The sequence below is a fragment of the Propioniciclava soli genome (assembly GCF_014858005.1).
Taxonomy (GTDB): domain Bacteria; phylum Actinomycetota; class Actinomycetes; order Propionibacteriales; family Propionibacteriaceae; genus Propioniciclava; species Propioniciclava soli.
On record NZ_JACYOT010000001.1, the window covers coordinates 12393 to 28857 of the forward strand.

The window sequence follows — 16465 nt, forward strand, 5'->3', positions numbered from 1 at the left end:
GAGGCCGCGATGCAGTGCGAGAAACGCCGCTCGGGTGTTCTGCGGCCCGACCATCGACTGGGTGGCAGGCCTGCAATCAACCAAACTCGCGGCGGTGACGTCTGGATGCCGCTGAGGCACAGCCTTGGACGCGAGCCCCGCGCGGGTCTCGGGTGCTGAGCTATTCCCCACGCATTCCCCACGACAAAGGGGTGACGACATGGCGAAGGCCCGTCAAAAGACCTTGTCAGGGGGCCATTAATTTCCGCGGCCATCTTCCTCAGTTGATCTTCCCTGGTCCACCCCGGTGCCGGCCACCACGGCCCAGCAACCGGGGATGGATCAAGGCCGGGAACCGGTTTGGGTGATGCGGTTCAGTGTGCCGGGTGGTTCAGGGTCCGAGGAGTGCGAGGGGGACGACGGCGATGCCGTCGGGGCGGCGGTAGGCGTGTTTGCCGGTGTAGATGATCATGCGGTCGCCGAGGCGGTCGCCGAGTTGTTCGCCAAGCCAGTTCAGGTGCTCGACGTCGGCGGGTCTGATGGTGTCGGTGAGTTTGACCTCGATCCCAACGGTGGAGCGGTCGGCCGTTTCGACGATGAGGTCGATTTCGTGGTCGGTGTTCTTGGTGCGTAGGTGTCCGACGTGGGCGTCGGCTGCTTCGGCGTAGACGCGAACCGATTGGGCGGCCAATGACTCGAACAGTGCCCCGAGCCAGGTGCCGGTGGCTGCGTGGACGCGGTTTCCTTGTCCTCGGAGGAGTCCTGTCTTGCCGACGCCGACGAGGCGGGCGGCCAGGGCGGGGTCAACCAGGTGGTGCTTGGGGGAGTGGGTGAGTCGCTTCAGCGGGGCGAACGCCGGCGTCCACGCCTCGATCGGGTCGAGCAGGAAGATCCGTTGTAGGTGCTGGCGGTAGATGTCGGCGGTCTGCCGGGCCGGCTTGTCGCCCTCGCATTCTCTTCTTGCGCGCCATAGCCCTTCCCACGCTCCAATCTTCGCACTCGCCGAGAACGCGAGTCGCGCGAGGTTGACGCGCGGACGGCCCGTGGGTCCCCATCGACCAGGCCGGAGCGAGGATGGTGCGAGGCCCGGCGTCCGTGAGTCGCCAAGCCCCGATCTGGCGATGGGCCGGAACGTTCGATTGACCGCGAGGTGCCGCCTATCGGGACGGGGGGCGTCCACAATCGGTCTGTTCGCAATCCGCCGCCAACGCAGACGTCCGACTCTGGGCATGTCCGCGAGATTGCGCGCAGTAAGCTGGGCCGAACGATGAACCCTCGAACACCTTGGCGCCGCGAAGAGCTTGCGCTGCTGGAGTCGTGGTCCGGCACGGACGCCTCCTTCCAGGCCACCCTCCCGGGCAAGCCAGATCAGATGTCACCTACTGTTGCAGCAGTCCCGGCTGGAACATCAAGAGGATCGTCCGCGCACTGCGCCCCCTGCAACACGTCACCATCACTCTGGCCGGCCAACAACTCCAAGCCGAACCCATAATCCCCGACGACATCGCCGAAATGCTCGCCCGCGTGGGTCACTAAAGAGGTCCAACTCAGGTTAGAGCAAGCGCTGCAGCCATGTGGTGGAACGGGACACCGGGGACGTTGCCTGCGGCGATGTCCGGATGTCCGATCGAACTCCGATGAAGTCCCCTTGGTTGCAGGCCATTGTCCCCGATGGTGAAAAGCAGCTTTTCGCGACCTCTGCTTGTCCGCAACATCTGCATCGCGCTGGGGCATGGGGAGGTGAAACCCCTCGGTTTCCTGGGCGTCCAGCCTGACTTGGGGGACAAGGGGGGACATCGCAGGGACATCCTCTGACAAGGGGGAACAACTCTCCGCGTCAAGGGGGGCAGCCCGATTCTGTGGATAGAAATGCCGGTAGTGCCGGTTCTGGGGACAACTCGTGGTACATCGATTTGATCCTTTTTTGTTGTGTTCATCCGCAACGGAAAGGTCTGATCATGAGCGTCGAATCCGAATTGGGTCTCGCCAGCAACCTGGAATCAACGATCGTCGCAGCGTGGTCGTCGTGGTCAATCGCCCAGCCCATCCTCAACTTGGTGGACGATCCCCGCCGGCTGCGGGAGTGGCTGCAGGAAGCTGACCCCGCAGACGCCGACGACGTGGTGTATGGGATCGCGTGGTTGGCATCGACCGAGGGTGGTCACGACCGCGAGGCCGCGCAGACGTTGGCCTGGCTGCTGGTGCCCGGATCCGCTTTCCTTGCCAGCCGACTGCGGACCCTGTCGGTCGACATCGACCACGTGGTCGCCGCCGAACTGTGGCTGCTGGTGTGCACGTTCCCGCTTCAACGCCGCAAGGTCATCAGCAACCTGATGTGGGACCTGCGCGCCAACGTGCTGGCCGCTTGCGAAGCCCCCGCGACCCTGCAACGCAAGGACCCCACCTGGTACGCCACCGTCGCCTTCGCCGACAGCGACCTGATGGCCGCGATCCCCGACGAGCCCGACCCGTCCGCGTTCGACGAGTTGGTGGGCGTCCTGGACTGGGCGTGCGACCACCACGTCATCGCGGCCGCCGACCGGCAGCCGTGCTGATGCTGGTGGAGGTCTCCCAGCAACTGCGGCTGCGGCAGACCTCCAGTCATGGCCTGCTCGGCAATGACGCGACTACCACCGTCGCCGCCTTGCTCGGTGTGTGCGACCGCACCGTGCGTCGCCGCTTCCGGCGCACCATTCGCGCCCTGACCGAGGCGGCACCCGCCTTCTCCCGTGCCGCCTGAACTCCTCCGCCGGATTCCCTGCAACCAGGTGTCCGTGGACGGGGTCCCTTCTCACTTCTGGAGGGTGAGGTGAATGTGCACATGACCAAGGACCTGAGGGCGACAGCGCGGCTGTTCGACGTCGCCAACACCGACGACGAGGTGATCGACAGCCTGGAGCGGCTGCTCGACACGCTGAAGCGAGCGCGACAGGCGAAGGCCGAGCTGGCCGGGCTGCCGCCGGCCGAACTACGCGCGACGATGATGTTCCGCGCCAACCGGCGGGCGTCCCGATGACCGCCCAGACGAGCCGGCCGGTCGCGGTGGAGGAACTCCTTCGCGCTTGGCACGCCGTTCAGGACGGTGCCTTCCGCCACCCAGCCCGGCCACAGCCCGTCGCCTCGGTGACTCCGCCACTCGCCACGGTGGGGACGCCGAAGCCCGCTGAGCGGTGGACGCCGGCGTCCGGCGAGCTGGTCGTGCCGGTCGTGGGCGCGGCGGGATCGTGCGGCGCGACCACGGTGGCGCTTGCACTGGCGACAGTGGTCGAAGGGCGAGCGCGGGTGGTGGAGTGCGCGTCGGCGTCCATGAGTGGGCTCGCCGCCGCCAGCATGACTGAACTCGGTGCCGACGACCACGGCTGGGTGCACGGCACCCGCGACCAAGTCCGTCTCGACCGGGCGCCCGGCGTCCGCACACACCCGGACGCCGTCCCGACTCCCTCACCGATCGACACCCGGGAGGTCACGGTCATCGACGTCGGCTTCCGAGTCGAGCAGGTCTTGGATGGACACGCCTGGCTGTCCAGCCTGCTGACCAATGCAGGTTCGGTCGTGGTCGTGGCGCGGGCCACGATCCCGGGCTTGCGGCGCCTCGAGTCGACCCTGCACCTTCTGGACGCCGAGCGCACGATCGCGGCAGTCCTGGGCCAGCCGCGCCGCCGCTGGCCCCGCGCGGCGACCCACGGTGTCGGCGGTCTGACCGCGGCGTTGGTCGCCGACGGTCGCCTCGTCGAGATCCCTGAGGACCGAATCCTCGCCCTCCACGGCCTCACCCCGGCCCCGCTGCCCGCGAGGTTGCTCACCGCCGCCGGCGCGCTCCTCTCACTGATCGAAGGGACCCCCCACCATGCCCACTGACTTCACCTTGCTGCTGCCGCTCCAGGTGTGCCCGGTCGCCCCCGGCGACGCCCAGAAGTACATCGACCAGATCACCGGCTACGTCCTGTGGGGCGTCGGCGTCCTGTTCCTGCTCGCCATCGTCGTCGGGGTCGGCGCCATCGTGGCCGGCCGGTTGTTCTCAATGCCACACGCTTCCCGGGTCGGGGTCATCTCCGTGGTCGTGGTGTTCGTCGCTGCGATCGCCTACCTCATCCTGCCGGGCATGCTCACCGGCCTCCTTGGCGTGGGGTGCATCTGACATGGCGTACCACGAGACAGGCACGTGGCCCCGCTGGAAGCTTTACCTCTTCGTCGTCGCTGCCCTCATCACCGTGATGGCCTTGTTCTTCGGGCTCGGCCTCGCCCTGTGGGCGATGATCCTCCCCACCCGGGGCGCCTCCACACCGGTGACCCCGATGCCGGCCTCCGGCGAAGTCCGCGGCGATGCCTGGCGCGACGAACTCGCCGCCCAACCGATGCTGCAGGTCCCGGCCGCCGCGGCGTCCACCCCCGGCGTCTCGGCCGAGCTCCCGCCGGTCCTGCTGGTCCCGGCCGCGGACGCCGTCGGCCCGGCCGGCGTGCCCACTGGGTTCCCGCACACCCCCGAGGGCGCGGTCGCCCAACTCGCCGCGATCGAGGTGACGGTCCTCGAGGCGATGAGCATCCCCACCGCCCATGATGTTCACGCCGCCTGGTCCTTGCCCGGCGGGGTGAGCCCCGCGGAGTGGGCGATGACACGCAACGTGCAGTCGTTCCTCACCACCCTCGGCGATCAGGGCAACGCGAAGGACGACAGCGTCCTGGTCACCGCCACCCCGGCCGCCGGACAGGTCAAGGGCACCGACGGGCCCGACTGGGTACTCGCCTGCGTCCTGCTGGACGTCCGCGCCGCGGTCGCCGCCACCGCCCGGATCGGCTACGGCCACTGCGAACGCATGGCCTGGCACGACGGTCGTTGGCAGATCGCCCCCGGCACACCACCGGCCAAGGCTCCCTCTACCTGGCCCGGCTCCGACCTCGCACTCCAAGCCGGGTGGCGCACCTGGCAGACCTCCTAAGGCATAGCCGTGGATGACCTGTTGAACCCCTTCGCAGCACTTGCCTCCGCCGCCGGCAAGGTCGTCGCCGACGCGTGGACCGCCGCGATGCTCGGCCTGTGGAACGCCGGCCTGTGGCTGCTCCGACTCGCCCTCACCTTCCTGGACTTCCTGCTCACCCCGGACCTGAGCGAGGACGGGCCCGGCGCCTGGCTGTACCAAGTCATGTTCTGGATCGCCGCCGCCCTGCTCGTGATCATGCTGCTGGTCCAACTTGGGGTCGCCGTCGCCAAGCGCGACGGCCAAGGCCTCGCCCGGGTCGCGCTCGGCTTGGGCCAGTTCGTGGTCGTCTGGGCCGGCTGGATCGTCTACGGCGTCACCATCGTCACTGCCGCCGGCGGCCTCACCCGCGCCCTCATGCAAGGACTGCTCAACGTCACCAGCTGGACCGCCTGGCAACCTTGGGAACCCTTCACCCCCGCCGACATCACTGACGGCACCGTCGCCACCGTCCTCGGCCTCATGGGCCTGCTGCTCTGGCTGGCCGCCATCGGCCACTTCCTGATCATGCTGGTCCGCTCCGCCGCGCTGATGGTGTTGGTGGCCACCACCCCGATCGCCGCGGCCGGCCTGGTCTCCGAAGCAGGCAGGTCCTGGTTCTGGAAGAGCCTGCGCTGGTTCCACGCGGCCGCCCTCTCCCCGGTGTTGATGGTCCTGGTGCTCGGCGTCGGCGTCCAATACACCACCGGCGTCGCCAACGGCCTCACCGGCGTCCAGGGCGCCATCGGCACCGCCATCCCCGGCGTCCTGCTCATCTGCATCGCCACCATCTCACCGCTCGCCCTGTTCAAACTGCTCGCCTTCGTCGACCCCGCCACCACCTCGGGAGCCTCCCTGCGGACATCCATGACCGCGGTCGGCGGACTCCAAGGGCTCCTCACCGGCAGCGCCGGCAGCGGTGGTGGCGGGAGGGCGGCCGCCACTGACGAGCAAGGGCGCAGTGCCGGGGAAGACAGCGCGGGGGACGCCACCACCGGACGCTTCAACACCGCTGTCGCGGGTGGGCTCAGTCAACTGGGACCGATCGGCCAACTCGCGTCCACCGGCTTGGGCCTGATCGCTGGCCTGGGCGCCGCCGGTGCCTCCCTCGGAGCCGACCTCACCAACCAGATGGGTGTCGGCCACAACACCTACCCGCCCGACTTCAGCCGCGCCGGACGCCGCGCCACCCACGACCGCCAGCAGTCCAGCGACCCCGGCGGGGACCAAACCCCGAACAACAACGGAGACCCGAACGACTCGGGACGAACACCGGACGCCGACCCGCCCGTCGGCGGCGGTTCGGACGCCGCCCAGTTCGCGCCCCCGTCCATCAACGGCGGCACCGGCCAGCCCCCCGCCTCACCCGCGCCCGCGGCTCCCGCCGCTGGCACCGGAGCTGCACCAGCAGGCGCCGGTGTTGCGGCCGGTCAGGTCAGCGCCAGCGAAGCCGCCGTCCTCGTCGTCTGACCCCCTCCTCGAAGGAGCACCCCTGTGGCTGTCTACTCCGACTACGCCAAGGACCGCATCGGCTGGTTCTTCGGCCTCACCGGCTCGCAACTCGGCACCCTCGCCCTGACGAGCCTGCCTGTGTTCTGGGCGATCAACGCTCAACAATGGCCGCTGGTTGGCACCCTCGCGCTCGTCTGGGCGCTCCTCGCCGTCCTTGTGGTCGTTCCGGTTCGCGGCCGTTCCGCCACCGGCTGGCTGCTGGCCACCGGCAAGTACGCGGTCGGCACCCTGAGCGGCTGGACCCGGTTCCGCTCCCACGCCGCGGTCGGTCGCGCCGAGGACCTCGCCCAGGCTGACCTGCCCGGCGTCCTCGCCGGCATCACCATCCACGACGGCCCACCGCAGGGACCCACCCTCGCCCGCGCCGCCATCATCCAGGACAAGGCGGCCCGCACCTGGGCGGTCACCTGCTCGATCACCCACCCCGGCATCGGACTCGCCGACGCTGCCACCCGGGTCCGGCAGGGCGCCGGGCTCGCCGACCTCCTCGACGTGTGCGCCCGTACCGAACTCATCGATGAACTCCTGATCCTCGTTCGAACCGTCCCCGACGATGGCGCCGAACGCGACCTGTGGATCCGCCAGCACCGGCGTCCCACCAGCCCAGCGCTGGCCACCCAGGTGAACGACGACCTGGCCGCCACCCTGGCCCGCGCGTCGGTCCGCACCGAGTCTTTCGCCACGATCGTGGTCCCCGAAACTCGACTCGGTCGGGAGGCCCGGGAGGCCGGCGGTGGCCTCGAGGGCCGAGCCCGCGTTCTCTACCTGCTGATGGGCGAGGTTGAGGCCCAACTCCGAGGCGGGCTGAATGCGACCGACGTCACCTGGCTCACCAGCCCGCAGCTCGCGCTCGCGGTCCGTACCGGGTTCGCCCCCGGTGACCGCGCCGGCATCATCGAGGCCCTCAACGAACGCGAGACGAACCCGGCGGTGAACGCCGACGTCCCCTGGGCGCACGCCGGACCCTCCGGCGCCGATGTGGCCCCCCGTCACTACTCCCACGACGCGTGGAACTCGGTCTCAGCCACGGTGAAGCTGCCCGACAAAGGAGCAGCCCTCGGGGCCCTCGCCCCCGTCCTTGTGCCCAGCGAACCCGGCGAACGCCGCAGCCTCGTGGTCGCGTTCCCGCTGCTGCGCCAGACCACCGCCGACCGGCAGTCCGCCAACGCAGAGTGGGCCGCCGACATGGGCGCCAGCCTCCGCGCCAAAGCCGGCGTCAAGATGCGCGCACGGCAGCGGGCGGACGCCGCCAAGACCTACCACCTCGACGACAAGCTCGCCCGCGGCCACGCCCTCACCCGCCCCTACGCCGTCGCCACCGTCACCGTCGCCAAGACCACCCGTATCAGCGAGTACGGCCGCAAACTCGACGCCGCCATCCGCCGCGCCGGCTACGCCCCGCTCCGCCTGGACCTCGCCCAAGACGCCGCCTTCGCGGCCTCCACCCTCCCCCTCGGAGTCAGCCTCACCCGCCGGAGCGACGCATGAACGCCTCCCGCGGTCGTGACACCGCCCGCCTGCTCGCCGACTTCGGCCACCAACTCCCCACCCTCGACAAGCCCGCGCCGCCGGTGAGGGAGGCACGGTTCTTTCCGCCCACCCCGCGCCGTGGCGTCCGACAGCGTGGACGCGGCTGGGCGCCGGCGTCCGCGCCCGTGTCGGTGTGGCGGATGACCTCCGACCAGGCACCGGTGTTGTGGCCGCTGATCGCCGCCCCCGGCCTGCCACCCACCGGCGCCCAGATGGGCATCGACCACCTCTCCGGGGGCTCGTTCTACGCCGACCCCAACGGGTGGGTCCTCGACGACGCGATCCCCGTCACCAACCCGAACATCTTCGCGTTCGGGAAACCCGGACGCGGCAAGTCCGGCACGGTGAAGGCCTTCTGCCTGCGGATGATGGACTTCGGCTACCGCACCCTGATCCTCGGCGACCCCAAGGACGAGTACGAGAAGCTCTGCCGCGCGTTGGGCGTCCAGCCTTTCGCGATCGGCCACGGGCTCGGCGCCCGCATCAACCCCCTCGCCTTCGGACCGCTGGCCCAAGGCTGGGCCGACCTCCCGACCGCCGAAGCCCAACGCCGCGCGGCGATCGTGTTCGGACGCTGGCTCACCCTCGTCCGCGGCCTCGTCGGCTCCCAACGCCTCGGCGATGCCCACGTTCCCTTCGGCCCCACCGACGAAGTCGTCGTCAAGACCGCCCTCGCGCACCTCACCGGCTACACCGCCGGCAACACCCGGCTGACCGAGACCACCATCCCGCAGCTGTGGCGCCTCCTCGACCAACCCACCGCGGAACTCGTCACGGAATGCCGTTATGCCACCGAACGCCAGTTCCTCGACGAGACCCGTCTGCTGCGGGACGCCCTGGGCCAGCTCGTGTCCGGGGCGCTGGCCGGGCTGTTCGACGACCACACCACCATCGCCGTCGACTGGACCGCCCCGATCCAGTCGCTGTCGCTGTCCCGGCTTGAAGCCTTGGGGGACGAGGCCGTCGGGATCGCCCTCACGTGCCTCAACAGCTGGGGACGCGGCATGCGCGAGCTCGCCGCCCCCGGCGACCTGCGCATCGTGGTCCGAGACGAGTCGTGGAAGCAACTCAGGCTCGGTCCGGACGCCGTGAAGAGCTTCGACGCGGACCTGCGGCTCTCCCGGCGGGACGGCGACATCCAGTTCGCCGTCGCCCACAAACCCTCCGACCTGCTCTCGGCCGGGGACGCAGACTCCCAAGCCACCGCGATCGCGAAAGACCTGCTGCACCTGGCCGATATCAAGATCCTCCACGGCCAAGACCAAGCCGTCGGCGAAGAACTCGAACGGCTCCTCGGCCTGGGACCCATCGCCCAGGACCTCGTCACCGGCTGGGCCATGCACGGCAAAGGACGCGCCCTGTGGTGCGTCGGCGACCGCCAGTACAAGGTCGCAACCATCCTCCATCCGGCCGAGGCCGCCCTCGCCTACACCAACGATGCGCTGGACTCAGCACGATGAGGAACGAACATGAACCCGCTTGCCTGGCTGCTCGCCCCCGTCCTGGCCTTCCTGCTCGGCGTCCCCCTCGGCTCCGCCCTGATCATCGCCACCGTCGCCACCCCCGCCGCAGGCTCCCTCAACGCCAACCCATGCTCCACCGTCGGCGCAGACGGGACCCTCGACATTCTCGAGCCGCTACCAACCCCGGGCGACGAGCGCCGCGCCAGCCTCACCAACCCACCCGCCGACATCCCCGCGACGATCCTGACGCTCTACCAAGAGGCGGCCTCCGCCCACGGGCTGCCGTGGCCGCTCCTCGCGGGCGTCGGCATGGCGGAAACCAACCACGGACGCCTCACCGCCACCTCCTCGGCCGGAGCCAGAGGACTTATGCAGTTCCTGCCCGCCACCTTCGCGGCCTACGGTATCGACGGAAACGGCGACGGCCGCGCCGACATCCTCAACGACGCCGACAGCATCCACTCCGCCGCCAACTACCTCGCCGCCCTCGGCGCGGCGGACGGGGACGACGGTGTCCGACGGGCCCTGTTCGGCTACAACCGAGCGATCTGGTACGTCAACGACGTGCTGGCCTACGCGCAGCACTACGCCACCCAAGCCTGCACAACCGAAGCGGGTGAGCTGCCTGACGGCCCTGACGGCCTCTGTCCACCCTCCGGCAGCGCCGCCGAACGTGGCCTCCAACCGGCAGCCCTTCGAGGTCTGCGCTGCGTCAAAGCAGCCTTCCCGTGGATTCAGTCCATCGGCGGAGTCGGCTCGCGACCCAACCATTCCGACCACCCGGCCGGACGGGCCGTCGACTTCATGATCCCCGCCTGGAACACCCCCGAAGGGCGAGCCCACGGCTGGCAAGTCGCCCACTGGCTGCAGGCCCACGCTGCCGAACTCGACGTGACCTACCTCATCTACGACGACCACGTCTGGCGTGCTTACCGAGCCTCACATGGCTGGACGCCCTACACCCACCCCAACGGATCGACCAGCAACCCGACGCTGCGACACCTCGACCACGTCCACCTCAGCGTCAACGGCTGACCGTCGCCGAAGCTCCGCATCGGTCGGGTCGGGGAGTCTGTCAGGCCCAGCTGCCACTTCCCTCCGCCTCGGGCCGAGCTCACGTCGAAGTTTGTCGGCGGTCCGTGTCCCTGGAGGGCCCTTTTCGTCACTTCTGGAGGGTGAAGGACTACGAGAAGGAGCACCGACCATGGAAGAAACCCGGCACGACTTCGAGGACGTGCGGGGCCCGCTCACGGACGTGCCGCTGATCCTGGAGGACCTGCTCTGTCAGATCGAGGAACTCCGCGCCACCGACGGTGACGAGGACGTGATCGCTGACCTGCTTGCCCAGGTCGAGCTACTCCAGGGCCGGTGAGCCCGATGGCAACGCGTGGTCGAAGGACTTCCGGCTACGACCGGGAGGATGCGGACGCCGCCCGTCAGGCGACCCTGGAGACGATGCACACCCAACTGGCCGAGAAGGTCGCGGCGTTGGCGTCTGGTGAGGGCTGGGCGTCCTGGCTGCGGTTCGCGAACAGCTTCCACCGGTACAGCTTCAACAACACGCTCCTGATCTGGGCGCAGAAACCGCAGGCGACGATGGTCGCCGGCTACCGCGCGTGGCAGACCCGCGGTCGGCAGGTCCGCCGCGGCGAGCAGTCGATCAAGGTGTACGGACCCGTGACCCGCCGCGAGCCCAAGCTCGACCCGCAGGGACGGCCCATACGGGACGCCGACGGCAAGAGGGCCATGGAGGTCCGCGTGGTCGGGGTGAAGCCGGTGAGCGTGTTCGACGTGTCCCAGACCGACGGCGACCCGCTGCCCGAACCGCCCGAGGCGAAGCTGCTGACCGGGCAAGCACCACCGGGCTTGTGGGACGCCCTGCAAGCCTTCGTGGAGGCCCAGAGCTACAGCGTGTCCCGTGGTGACTGCGGCGAGGCGAACGGGGTCACGATCTTCGACACCCGGCAAGTCCGGGTCCGCGCCGATGTCGATGACGCCCAAGCGGTCAAGACCCTCGCCCACGAAGCCGGACACGTCCTGCTGCACGCGCCCGAACGGCGGGACAACTTCTCGTGCCGAGGTGTCGCGGAGGTCGAAGCCGAGAGCGTCGCGTTCCTGGTCACTCAGGCCCACGGCCTGGATGCCTCCCAATACACGTTCAACTACGTGGCCGGTTGGGCCCACCAGGCCTCCACCCCTGACGGGCCGACCGTCGAAGAGGTCGTGAAGGCCACGGGCCAGCGCGTGATCGGGGCCACCGACCGGATTCTTCAAGCCACCCAACCCGCCCCCACCCTCGTCGAGGAGGCCCTGGCCGACCTGTCCGTCCAGGTCGGCCGTCCCGTGGACGCCGTCGCTTCCACCCCGCAACTCGCCGTGGACGCCGACGCGAGCGCTGCGCGGCCGACGATGGCGTCCACCCCGGACATCCCCGGGTTGCGGGCGGCGTCCGTGCCCGTGCCCGTGTGGGAACGCGTCACGACTCCCGCCTTGGACGGTGCCGCGCGGGACCGGCAGGCCTTACCGCGGCAGTCCGTGGGCCCGGCGCCGGCGCTGCACCGCTGACGATCGACGAGAGGGAAGGAAGTCGATGGACTCGAACGAGACGCCCAGCCGGTACCCCTACCTGATCAGTGTGCGGGGCGGCCGCCCGGTCCCGGCACGCAAGGAGGGTCACTACTTCGTGTGTGCCTACCAGGTGTTCCTCGGCTTGTGGTGGTCGCCGCGGGAGGTGCGCGTCCTCGAGTACGACCCCCACCGCGACTTCTACCGTGAACAGCGTCAAGCGAAGGAAGCCGCCCAACGGGACGCCCCGCCCGGCGCCGGACCTTCGGCGCCCGAGGCCACCACCGCCAGAGGGGACGCCGCCACCGACGAAGCCCCGGTGTGGGAGCGCGTGGACAGCCCAGGCCCGCGGCGCCCGAGCCCACCCGCGGGTTCCACACGGTATGCGCCGCGGCGAGCGTGGGGGCGATGAGCATGGACGCCGACACCCCCGACACCGACCGGGGCCACCCGTGGTTCCTCAACGCGGAGGAGCTGGCTGCCACCCGCGCCAAGATCGCCAAGCTCCAGCAACGCGCCGAAAGGAAGGGGTTCACCGGGACGATCGACGTGGCTGCGGTCCCGGCGACGCGTTCCTCCACTTCGGCGGGTGGACTGCCGGTCACCGTGCACGGCTTCGACGTGACGATCACCGGCGACCCGCCCCGCTACCAAGGGTGGCGGTTCGTCGCCGCCGTGGACGCCGTCGAGGGCGGCACGATCCTGCGCTACCCGCCCGGCTCCACCGCCGAGGTGCCGAACGATCAGATTCGGCCGGGTGAGTGTGACCACTGCCACACCACTCGCGCCCGCCGCTCCACGGTGCTGGTCTCCCACGACGACACCGGCCAGCTGCTTCAGGTGGGCCGCTCCTGCCTGAGGGACTTCCTCGGCCACAACACCCTGCCGGTGTTCCTCACCCACGACGAGATCGCCAACACCCTCGGCGGCAGCCTGGCCGGCACGCCGTCCGCCTGGGACGTCCACAGCGTCCTCATCTACGCCGCCGCCGCGGTCGAGGCGTTCGGGTGGACGCCCGCGTCGGCGTCCGAGCATGGCCGCGTTCCGACCCGCGACCAAGTCCGCTTGGCGCTGGTGGGTGGACGAGGCGCCGACCAGCTCCGGGGGCAGCTCGCCCCCCATCTGGCCGACGCCATCGCCCGGGCCCCCCATCTCCGTGACGACTTGCTGAACGGGCTGAAGGGCAGCTCCGGGTACGAGGCCAACCTGGTGGCGGTGCTGAGCGGTGCCGCAGTCGACGCCCGGCACCTCGGGTTGGCGGTCAGCGCGATCCCCGCCCACCAACGCCTGCAGGAGGATCGGCGGCGCGAGGTGGCCCGGCAGGACGCCGCCAGGACGGTCGACTACGCCGGGACCGTCGGGGAGAAGGTCACCTTGTCCGGCGTCGTCCGCACCGCGCTGCGGGTCGACGGGTACACCTACCGCTCACCCGACCAGGTCATGCTCGTGGTGGACTGCGGCACCGCGGTGGCGAAGATGACCACCTCCGCCGCGTGGGCCTACCAGGTCAAGGTCGGCGACCCCCTGACGGTCACCGGCACCGTCAAGGCCCACACCGAGTGGAACGGGATCAAGCAGACCGTCCTCACCCGCCCCAAGCAGCTCGACACCATCGCCGAGGGTGCCCAGACGTCCCTCGCGGGCGCCGCCCCGCCGGCCCTTTGGGAGACGGTCGCCAGTGCGCGTCTCGACGGCGTGCAGGCCGCCCAACGCTGGACCACCACCCGGACGCCGTCCCGCGGCGTCGCCGTGTCCTACTGACCGCCAAGGAGCCCCGCCATGCAGCGCGCCCGCCGCCACAACCCCTACCCGCTCACCTGGGAGATCCCACTTGGGATCGCCTGCGCGGTTCTGCTCACCCTCGCCGTCGGCGTCCACCTCGGCGACGCCCTCGCCCACCTCGCCGCCGGCCAGCCGTGGGCTTGGCCTCAGCCCCGCGACGTGTTCGGCAGCATCCCCGCCGTCTTGGCCGCCGAACCGGCCTCGGCGGCGGTCGATCCGCGGGTGTGGATCGTCACCGTCGAACTCCTGCTGACCGGCAGCCTCGGCTGGGGCGCCTACAGCACTTGGCAACGCTGGGGACCGTCGCGGCTCAAGGGCATGGCCACCAGCGAACAGGCAGAACAGGTCCTCGGCGTCCGCCGGCTCCGCAAGGTCGCCGCCATCGTCCGCCCCGACCTCCACGCACGCTCCCCGAGGGAGGCCCGGCGATGAGGACCCGGTTCGATCCCACCCAGGTCGGTTGGCGGATCGGGAGGGCGTGGGAGCCCCGCGCGCGTGATCTGTGGTGCCCGTGGGACCGCACCGCCGGCGTCATCGGCCCCCAAGGCTCCGGCAAGACCCTCGACCTGCTCACCCCCGCCCTCCTCGCCGCCCCTGGCGCCGCCCTCGTCACCCTCACCAAGGTCGACGACCTGCTCCTCACCATCACCGACCGCAGCACCGAGGACCGGCCGTGCGTGGTGCTCGATCCGTTCGGCCTCGCCCCTGGCCTGCCCGAACTCGTGTGGGATCCCGTGCAGGGGTGCGTCGACCCCATGGTCGCCGAACGCCGAGCCAAAGCGTTCACCGCCGGCACCATCCGCGGCGCCATCCACACCGGCTCTGGTGACAGTGCCGCCCGCTTCTACGCCTCCGAAGCCGCCAAAGTCCTCCAGGGCTACCTTCACGCAGCGGCCCTCACCGGCCGCACCCTCGACGACGTCCTCGATTGGGTGTCCAGGCCCTTGTCGACCACCGAACCCGGCGAGATCCTCCGCGAGCACCCCCACGCCGCCCCCTACTGGCACGGCCTCCTCCACGGCGCCCTGCACGGCGACGACCGGACCTCCAGCAACACCGTCACCACCGTCCACCAAGCCCTCAACCTGTTCTTCCAAGCCGACATCCGCCGCCGCTGCGTCCCCAGCGCGGTCCGGGCCGCAACTGACATTGCGGACGTCATCCGCCGCCGGGGCACCATCTACCTGCTCGGCCGGGAGGACCCGTACGCGTCGGCGTCCCCGCTGATGACCGCCCTGGCCGAACACGTCCTCGACACCGCCCTGGCGTTGGCCAACACCTCGCCGTGGGGACGACTGTGCCCACCGATGCTCGCCTCCCTCGACGAACTCCCTTCCACCGCACCCCTGCCGACCCTGCGGACCCGGATGGCGAACGAGCGCGCCCTGGGGATCTCGTTCATCTACGCGGCGCAGACGTGGCGGCAGCTCGCGGCGATCTTCGGCGACCAGGAAGCCAAGGCGCTGTTCGGGCTCACCAACGTGCTCGTCATGTTCGGCGGCAGCAAGGACGTCGCGTTCAACCAAGAAGTCTCCGACCTCGTCGGCACCGTCCGCGTCCCGCGCACCACCTGGCAAACCGGACGCGGCGGCCGCTCCATCTCGGGGGAAGACATCCCCATCCTGCGTGGCGAGGAGATCCGTCAACTCCCCGAACGCCGAGCCCTCGTCATCGCCGAGAACAGCAAACCCATCATCGCCAAACTCACCCGCTGCCTCGACGGCAAACCAGGCCAAGCACTCCTCGCCGCCCAGAAGGCCGCCCGCCAACATCTCGCTAACGCCCGCCGGGGTCAGATACCGACGGACGCGCGCGCCACCGCCGCAGTCGTCGCCGCCCAACGCCAAGGCCTCACCAACGCAGGACCGCTCCGATGAGCGGCCCCGAGCCCGACGAGTTGGTGCGCGCCTTCCCGACCCCCGGGCCGCTGCTCGGCACCGCGTACCGCGACCTCTACCTCGCCACCGAAGGCAGCGACAACCAGAAGGCCGCGATCGGGGACCCCAGCCTCCTCCCGAAGCCCTGGGACCCGCCCACCTGCCGCAACCCGCAACTCCGGGCCGAACTCTGGGGCTGGCTCGACGCCGTCGCCATCTGGATCAACCACGAGTACGTGTGGGACCCCGACAGCACTATCCCGCCCTGCTGGCCCCAGCACCCTCACATCGTCCACGAACTCGCGGTGATGGCCGACCAGCGCCGGCGCGCGGGCATCACCCTGGACTCCAATGCGCTCGAGGAATGGCACCGCTACACGCTGCCCGGCTTCCTCGAACGCCTGCGCGGACGCCTCAAAGCCCACTGCGAGACCGACCACCAACCCTGGCCCGCACGCGGACGCGGTGCCCGCTACACAGACACCCGCAACACCGAACGCCGGCGAGACGCCTTCAACGGCGACCTCCGCCAACTTCAGCCAGCCGCACCGGTCGTCCCCGCCCGGCCGAGGCTCTCGATCCTCAACACCGAGACCGGCAAGATCACCAAACCGTGATCCGCCACGGCGTGAGCTTTGCGCGCGACGTCAGTCCCAGATGTCATCAGAGGCGCAACACTCGGACATGCCGACGGTCGTGACATGCACAGGACATGGTTGACTGGCGTCAGGTCTCCCGGATAGCCCGGGAATACTGCAACTGACGATAGATTGCGGAACCGCGCGCGTCTCTCGGGATGGGG

The 16465-nt window shown here is 70.0% G+C and carries 17 protein-coding genes; 16 read left to right on the forward strand and 1 reads right to left on the reverse strand.

From position 1 onward, the window contains the following. Nucleotides 1-370: 370 nt before the first annotated feature. Nucleotides 371-1159 carry a DUF4143 domain-containing protein gene (locus IFY26_RS00070; protein ID WP_232546971.1) on the reverse strand — a complete coding sequence of 263 codons (789 nt, stop codon included), beginning with the start codon at nucleotides 1157-1159 and terminating at the stop codon, nucleotides 371-373. Between the two features lie 778 nt (nucleotides 1160-1937). Here IFY26_RS00070 and IFY26_RS00075 point away from each other — a divergent pair. The 16 genes from IFY26_RS00075 to IFY26_RS00150 all read left to right on the forward strand — a co-directional run bounded on the left by IFY26_RS00075 (nucleotide 1938) and on the right by IFY26_RS00150 (nucleotide 16280). Then, nucleotides 1938-2534 (forward strand): hypothetical protein, encoded by a 597-nt coding sequence (locus IFY26_RS00075; RefSeq protein WP_232546972.1) that lies wholly within the window; start codon nucleotides 1938-1940, stop codon nucleotides 2532-2534. Then, a complete protein-coding gene (locus IFY26_RS00080; RefSeq protein WP_232546973.1) occupies nucleotides 2528-2719 on the forward strand; it encodes a hypothetical protein in 192 nt (63 codons plus the stop codon). The genes IFY26_RS00075 and IFY26_RS00080 overlap by 7 nt, the downstream gene beginning before the upstream one ends. Before the next feature lie 81 nt (nucleotides 2720-2800). After that, nucleotides 2801-2995 (forward strand): hypothetical protein, encoded by a 195-nt coding sequence (locus IFY26_RS00085; RefSeq protein WP_232546974.1) that lies wholly within the window; start codon nucleotides 2801-2803, stop codon nucleotides 2993-2995. A 107-nt stretch (nucleotides 2996-3102) separates the two neighbouring features. Continuing rightward, a complete protein-coding gene (locus IFY26_RS00090) occupies nucleotides 3103-3837 on the forward strand; it encodes a hypothetical protein (RefSeq protein ID WP_232546975.1) in 735 nt (244 codons plus the stop codon). Continuing rightward, a complete protein-coding gene (locus tag IFY26_RS00095; RefSeq protein WP_182818158.1) occupies nucleotides 3827-4117 on the forward strand; it encodes a hypothetical protein in 291 nt (96 codons plus the stop codon). The genes IFY26_RS00090 and IFY26_RS00095 overlap by 11 nt, the downstream gene beginning before the upstream one ends. A 1-nt stretch (nucleotide 4118) precedes the next feature. Beyond that, entirely contained in the window at nucleotides 4119-4916 is a 798-nt protein-coding gene (locus IFY26_RS00100) for a hypothetical protein (RefSeq protein WP_232546976.1), read from the forward strand. A gap of 9 nt (nucleotides 4917-4925) precedes the next feature. Further along, nucleotides 4926-6404 carry a hypothetical protein gene (locus tag IFY26_RS00105; protein ID WP_232546977.1) on the forward strand — a complete coding sequence of 493 codons (1479 nt, stop codon included), beginning with the start codon at nucleotides 4926-4928 and terminating at the stop codon, nucleotides 6402-6404. Between the two features lie 24 nt (nucleotides 6405-6428). Beyond that, nucleotides 6429-7934: an SCO6880 family protein gene (locus tag IFY26_RS00110; RefSeq protein WP_232546978.1), complete on the forward strand. Its 1506-nt coding sequence runs from the start codon at nucleotides 6429-6431 to the stop codon at nucleotides 7932-7934. After that, complete coding sequence (locus tag IFY26_RS00115; RefSeq protein ID WP_182818162.1) at nucleotides 7931-9436, forward strand: ATP-binding protein; 1506 nt, start codon at nucleotides 7931-7933, stop codon at nucleotides 9434-9436. The genes IFY26_RS00110 and IFY26_RS00115 overlap by 4 nt, the downstream gene beginning before the upstream one ends. Nucleotides 9437-9445: 9 nt before the next feature. Then, nucleotides 9446-10474: a lytic transglycosylase domain-containing protein gene (locus IFY26_RS00120; RefSeq protein ID WP_232546979.1), complete on the forward strand. Its 1029-nt coding sequence runs from the start codon at nucleotides 9446-9448 to the stop codon at nucleotides 10472-10474. Nucleotides 10475-10643: 169 nt separating this feature from the next. Continuing rightward, complete coding sequence (locus IFY26_RS00125) at nucleotides 10644-10811, forward strand: hypothetical protein (RefSeq protein ID WP_182818164.1); 168 nt, start codon at nucleotides 10644-10646, stop codon at nucleotides 10809-10811. A gap of 5 nt (nucleotides 10812-10816) precedes the next feature. Beyond that, nucleotides 10817-12004, forward strand: a complete 1188-nt coding sequence (locus IFY26_RS00130; protein WP_232547457.1) for an ArdC-like ssDNA-binding domain-containing protein — start codon at nucleotides 10817-10819, stop codon at nucleotides 12002-12004. 408 nt (nucleotides 12005-12412) lie between these two features. Continuing rightward, a complete protein-coding gene (locus IFY26_RS00135; RefSeq protein ID WP_232546980.1) occupies nucleotides 12413-13765 on the forward strand; it encodes a hypothetical protein in 1353 nt (450 codons plus the stop codon). A gap of 18 nt (nucleotides 13766-13783) precedes the next feature. Then, nucleotides 13784-14218: a hypothetical protein gene (locus IFY26_RS00140; protein ID WP_232546981.1), complete on the forward strand. Its 435-nt coding sequence runs from the start codon at nucleotides 13784-13786 to the stop codon at nucleotides 14216-14218. Next, complete coding sequence (locus tag IFY26_RS00145) at nucleotides 14215-15663, forward strand: type IV secretory system conjugative DNA transfer family protein (protein WP_182818168.1); 1449 nt, start codon at nucleotides 14215-14217, stop codon at nucleotides 15661-15663. The genes IFY26_RS00140 and IFY26_RS00145 overlap by 4 nt, the downstream gene beginning before the upstream one ends. Beyond that, nucleotides 15660-16280, forward strand: a complete 621-nt coding sequence (locus IFY26_RS00150) for a hypothetical protein (RefSeq protein WP_232546982.1) — start codon at nucleotides 15660-15662, stop codon at nucleotides 16278-16280. The genes IFY26_RS00145 and IFY26_RS00150 overlap by 4 nt, the downstream gene beginning before the upstream one ends. Nucleotides 16281-16465 lie beyond the last annotated feature (185 nt).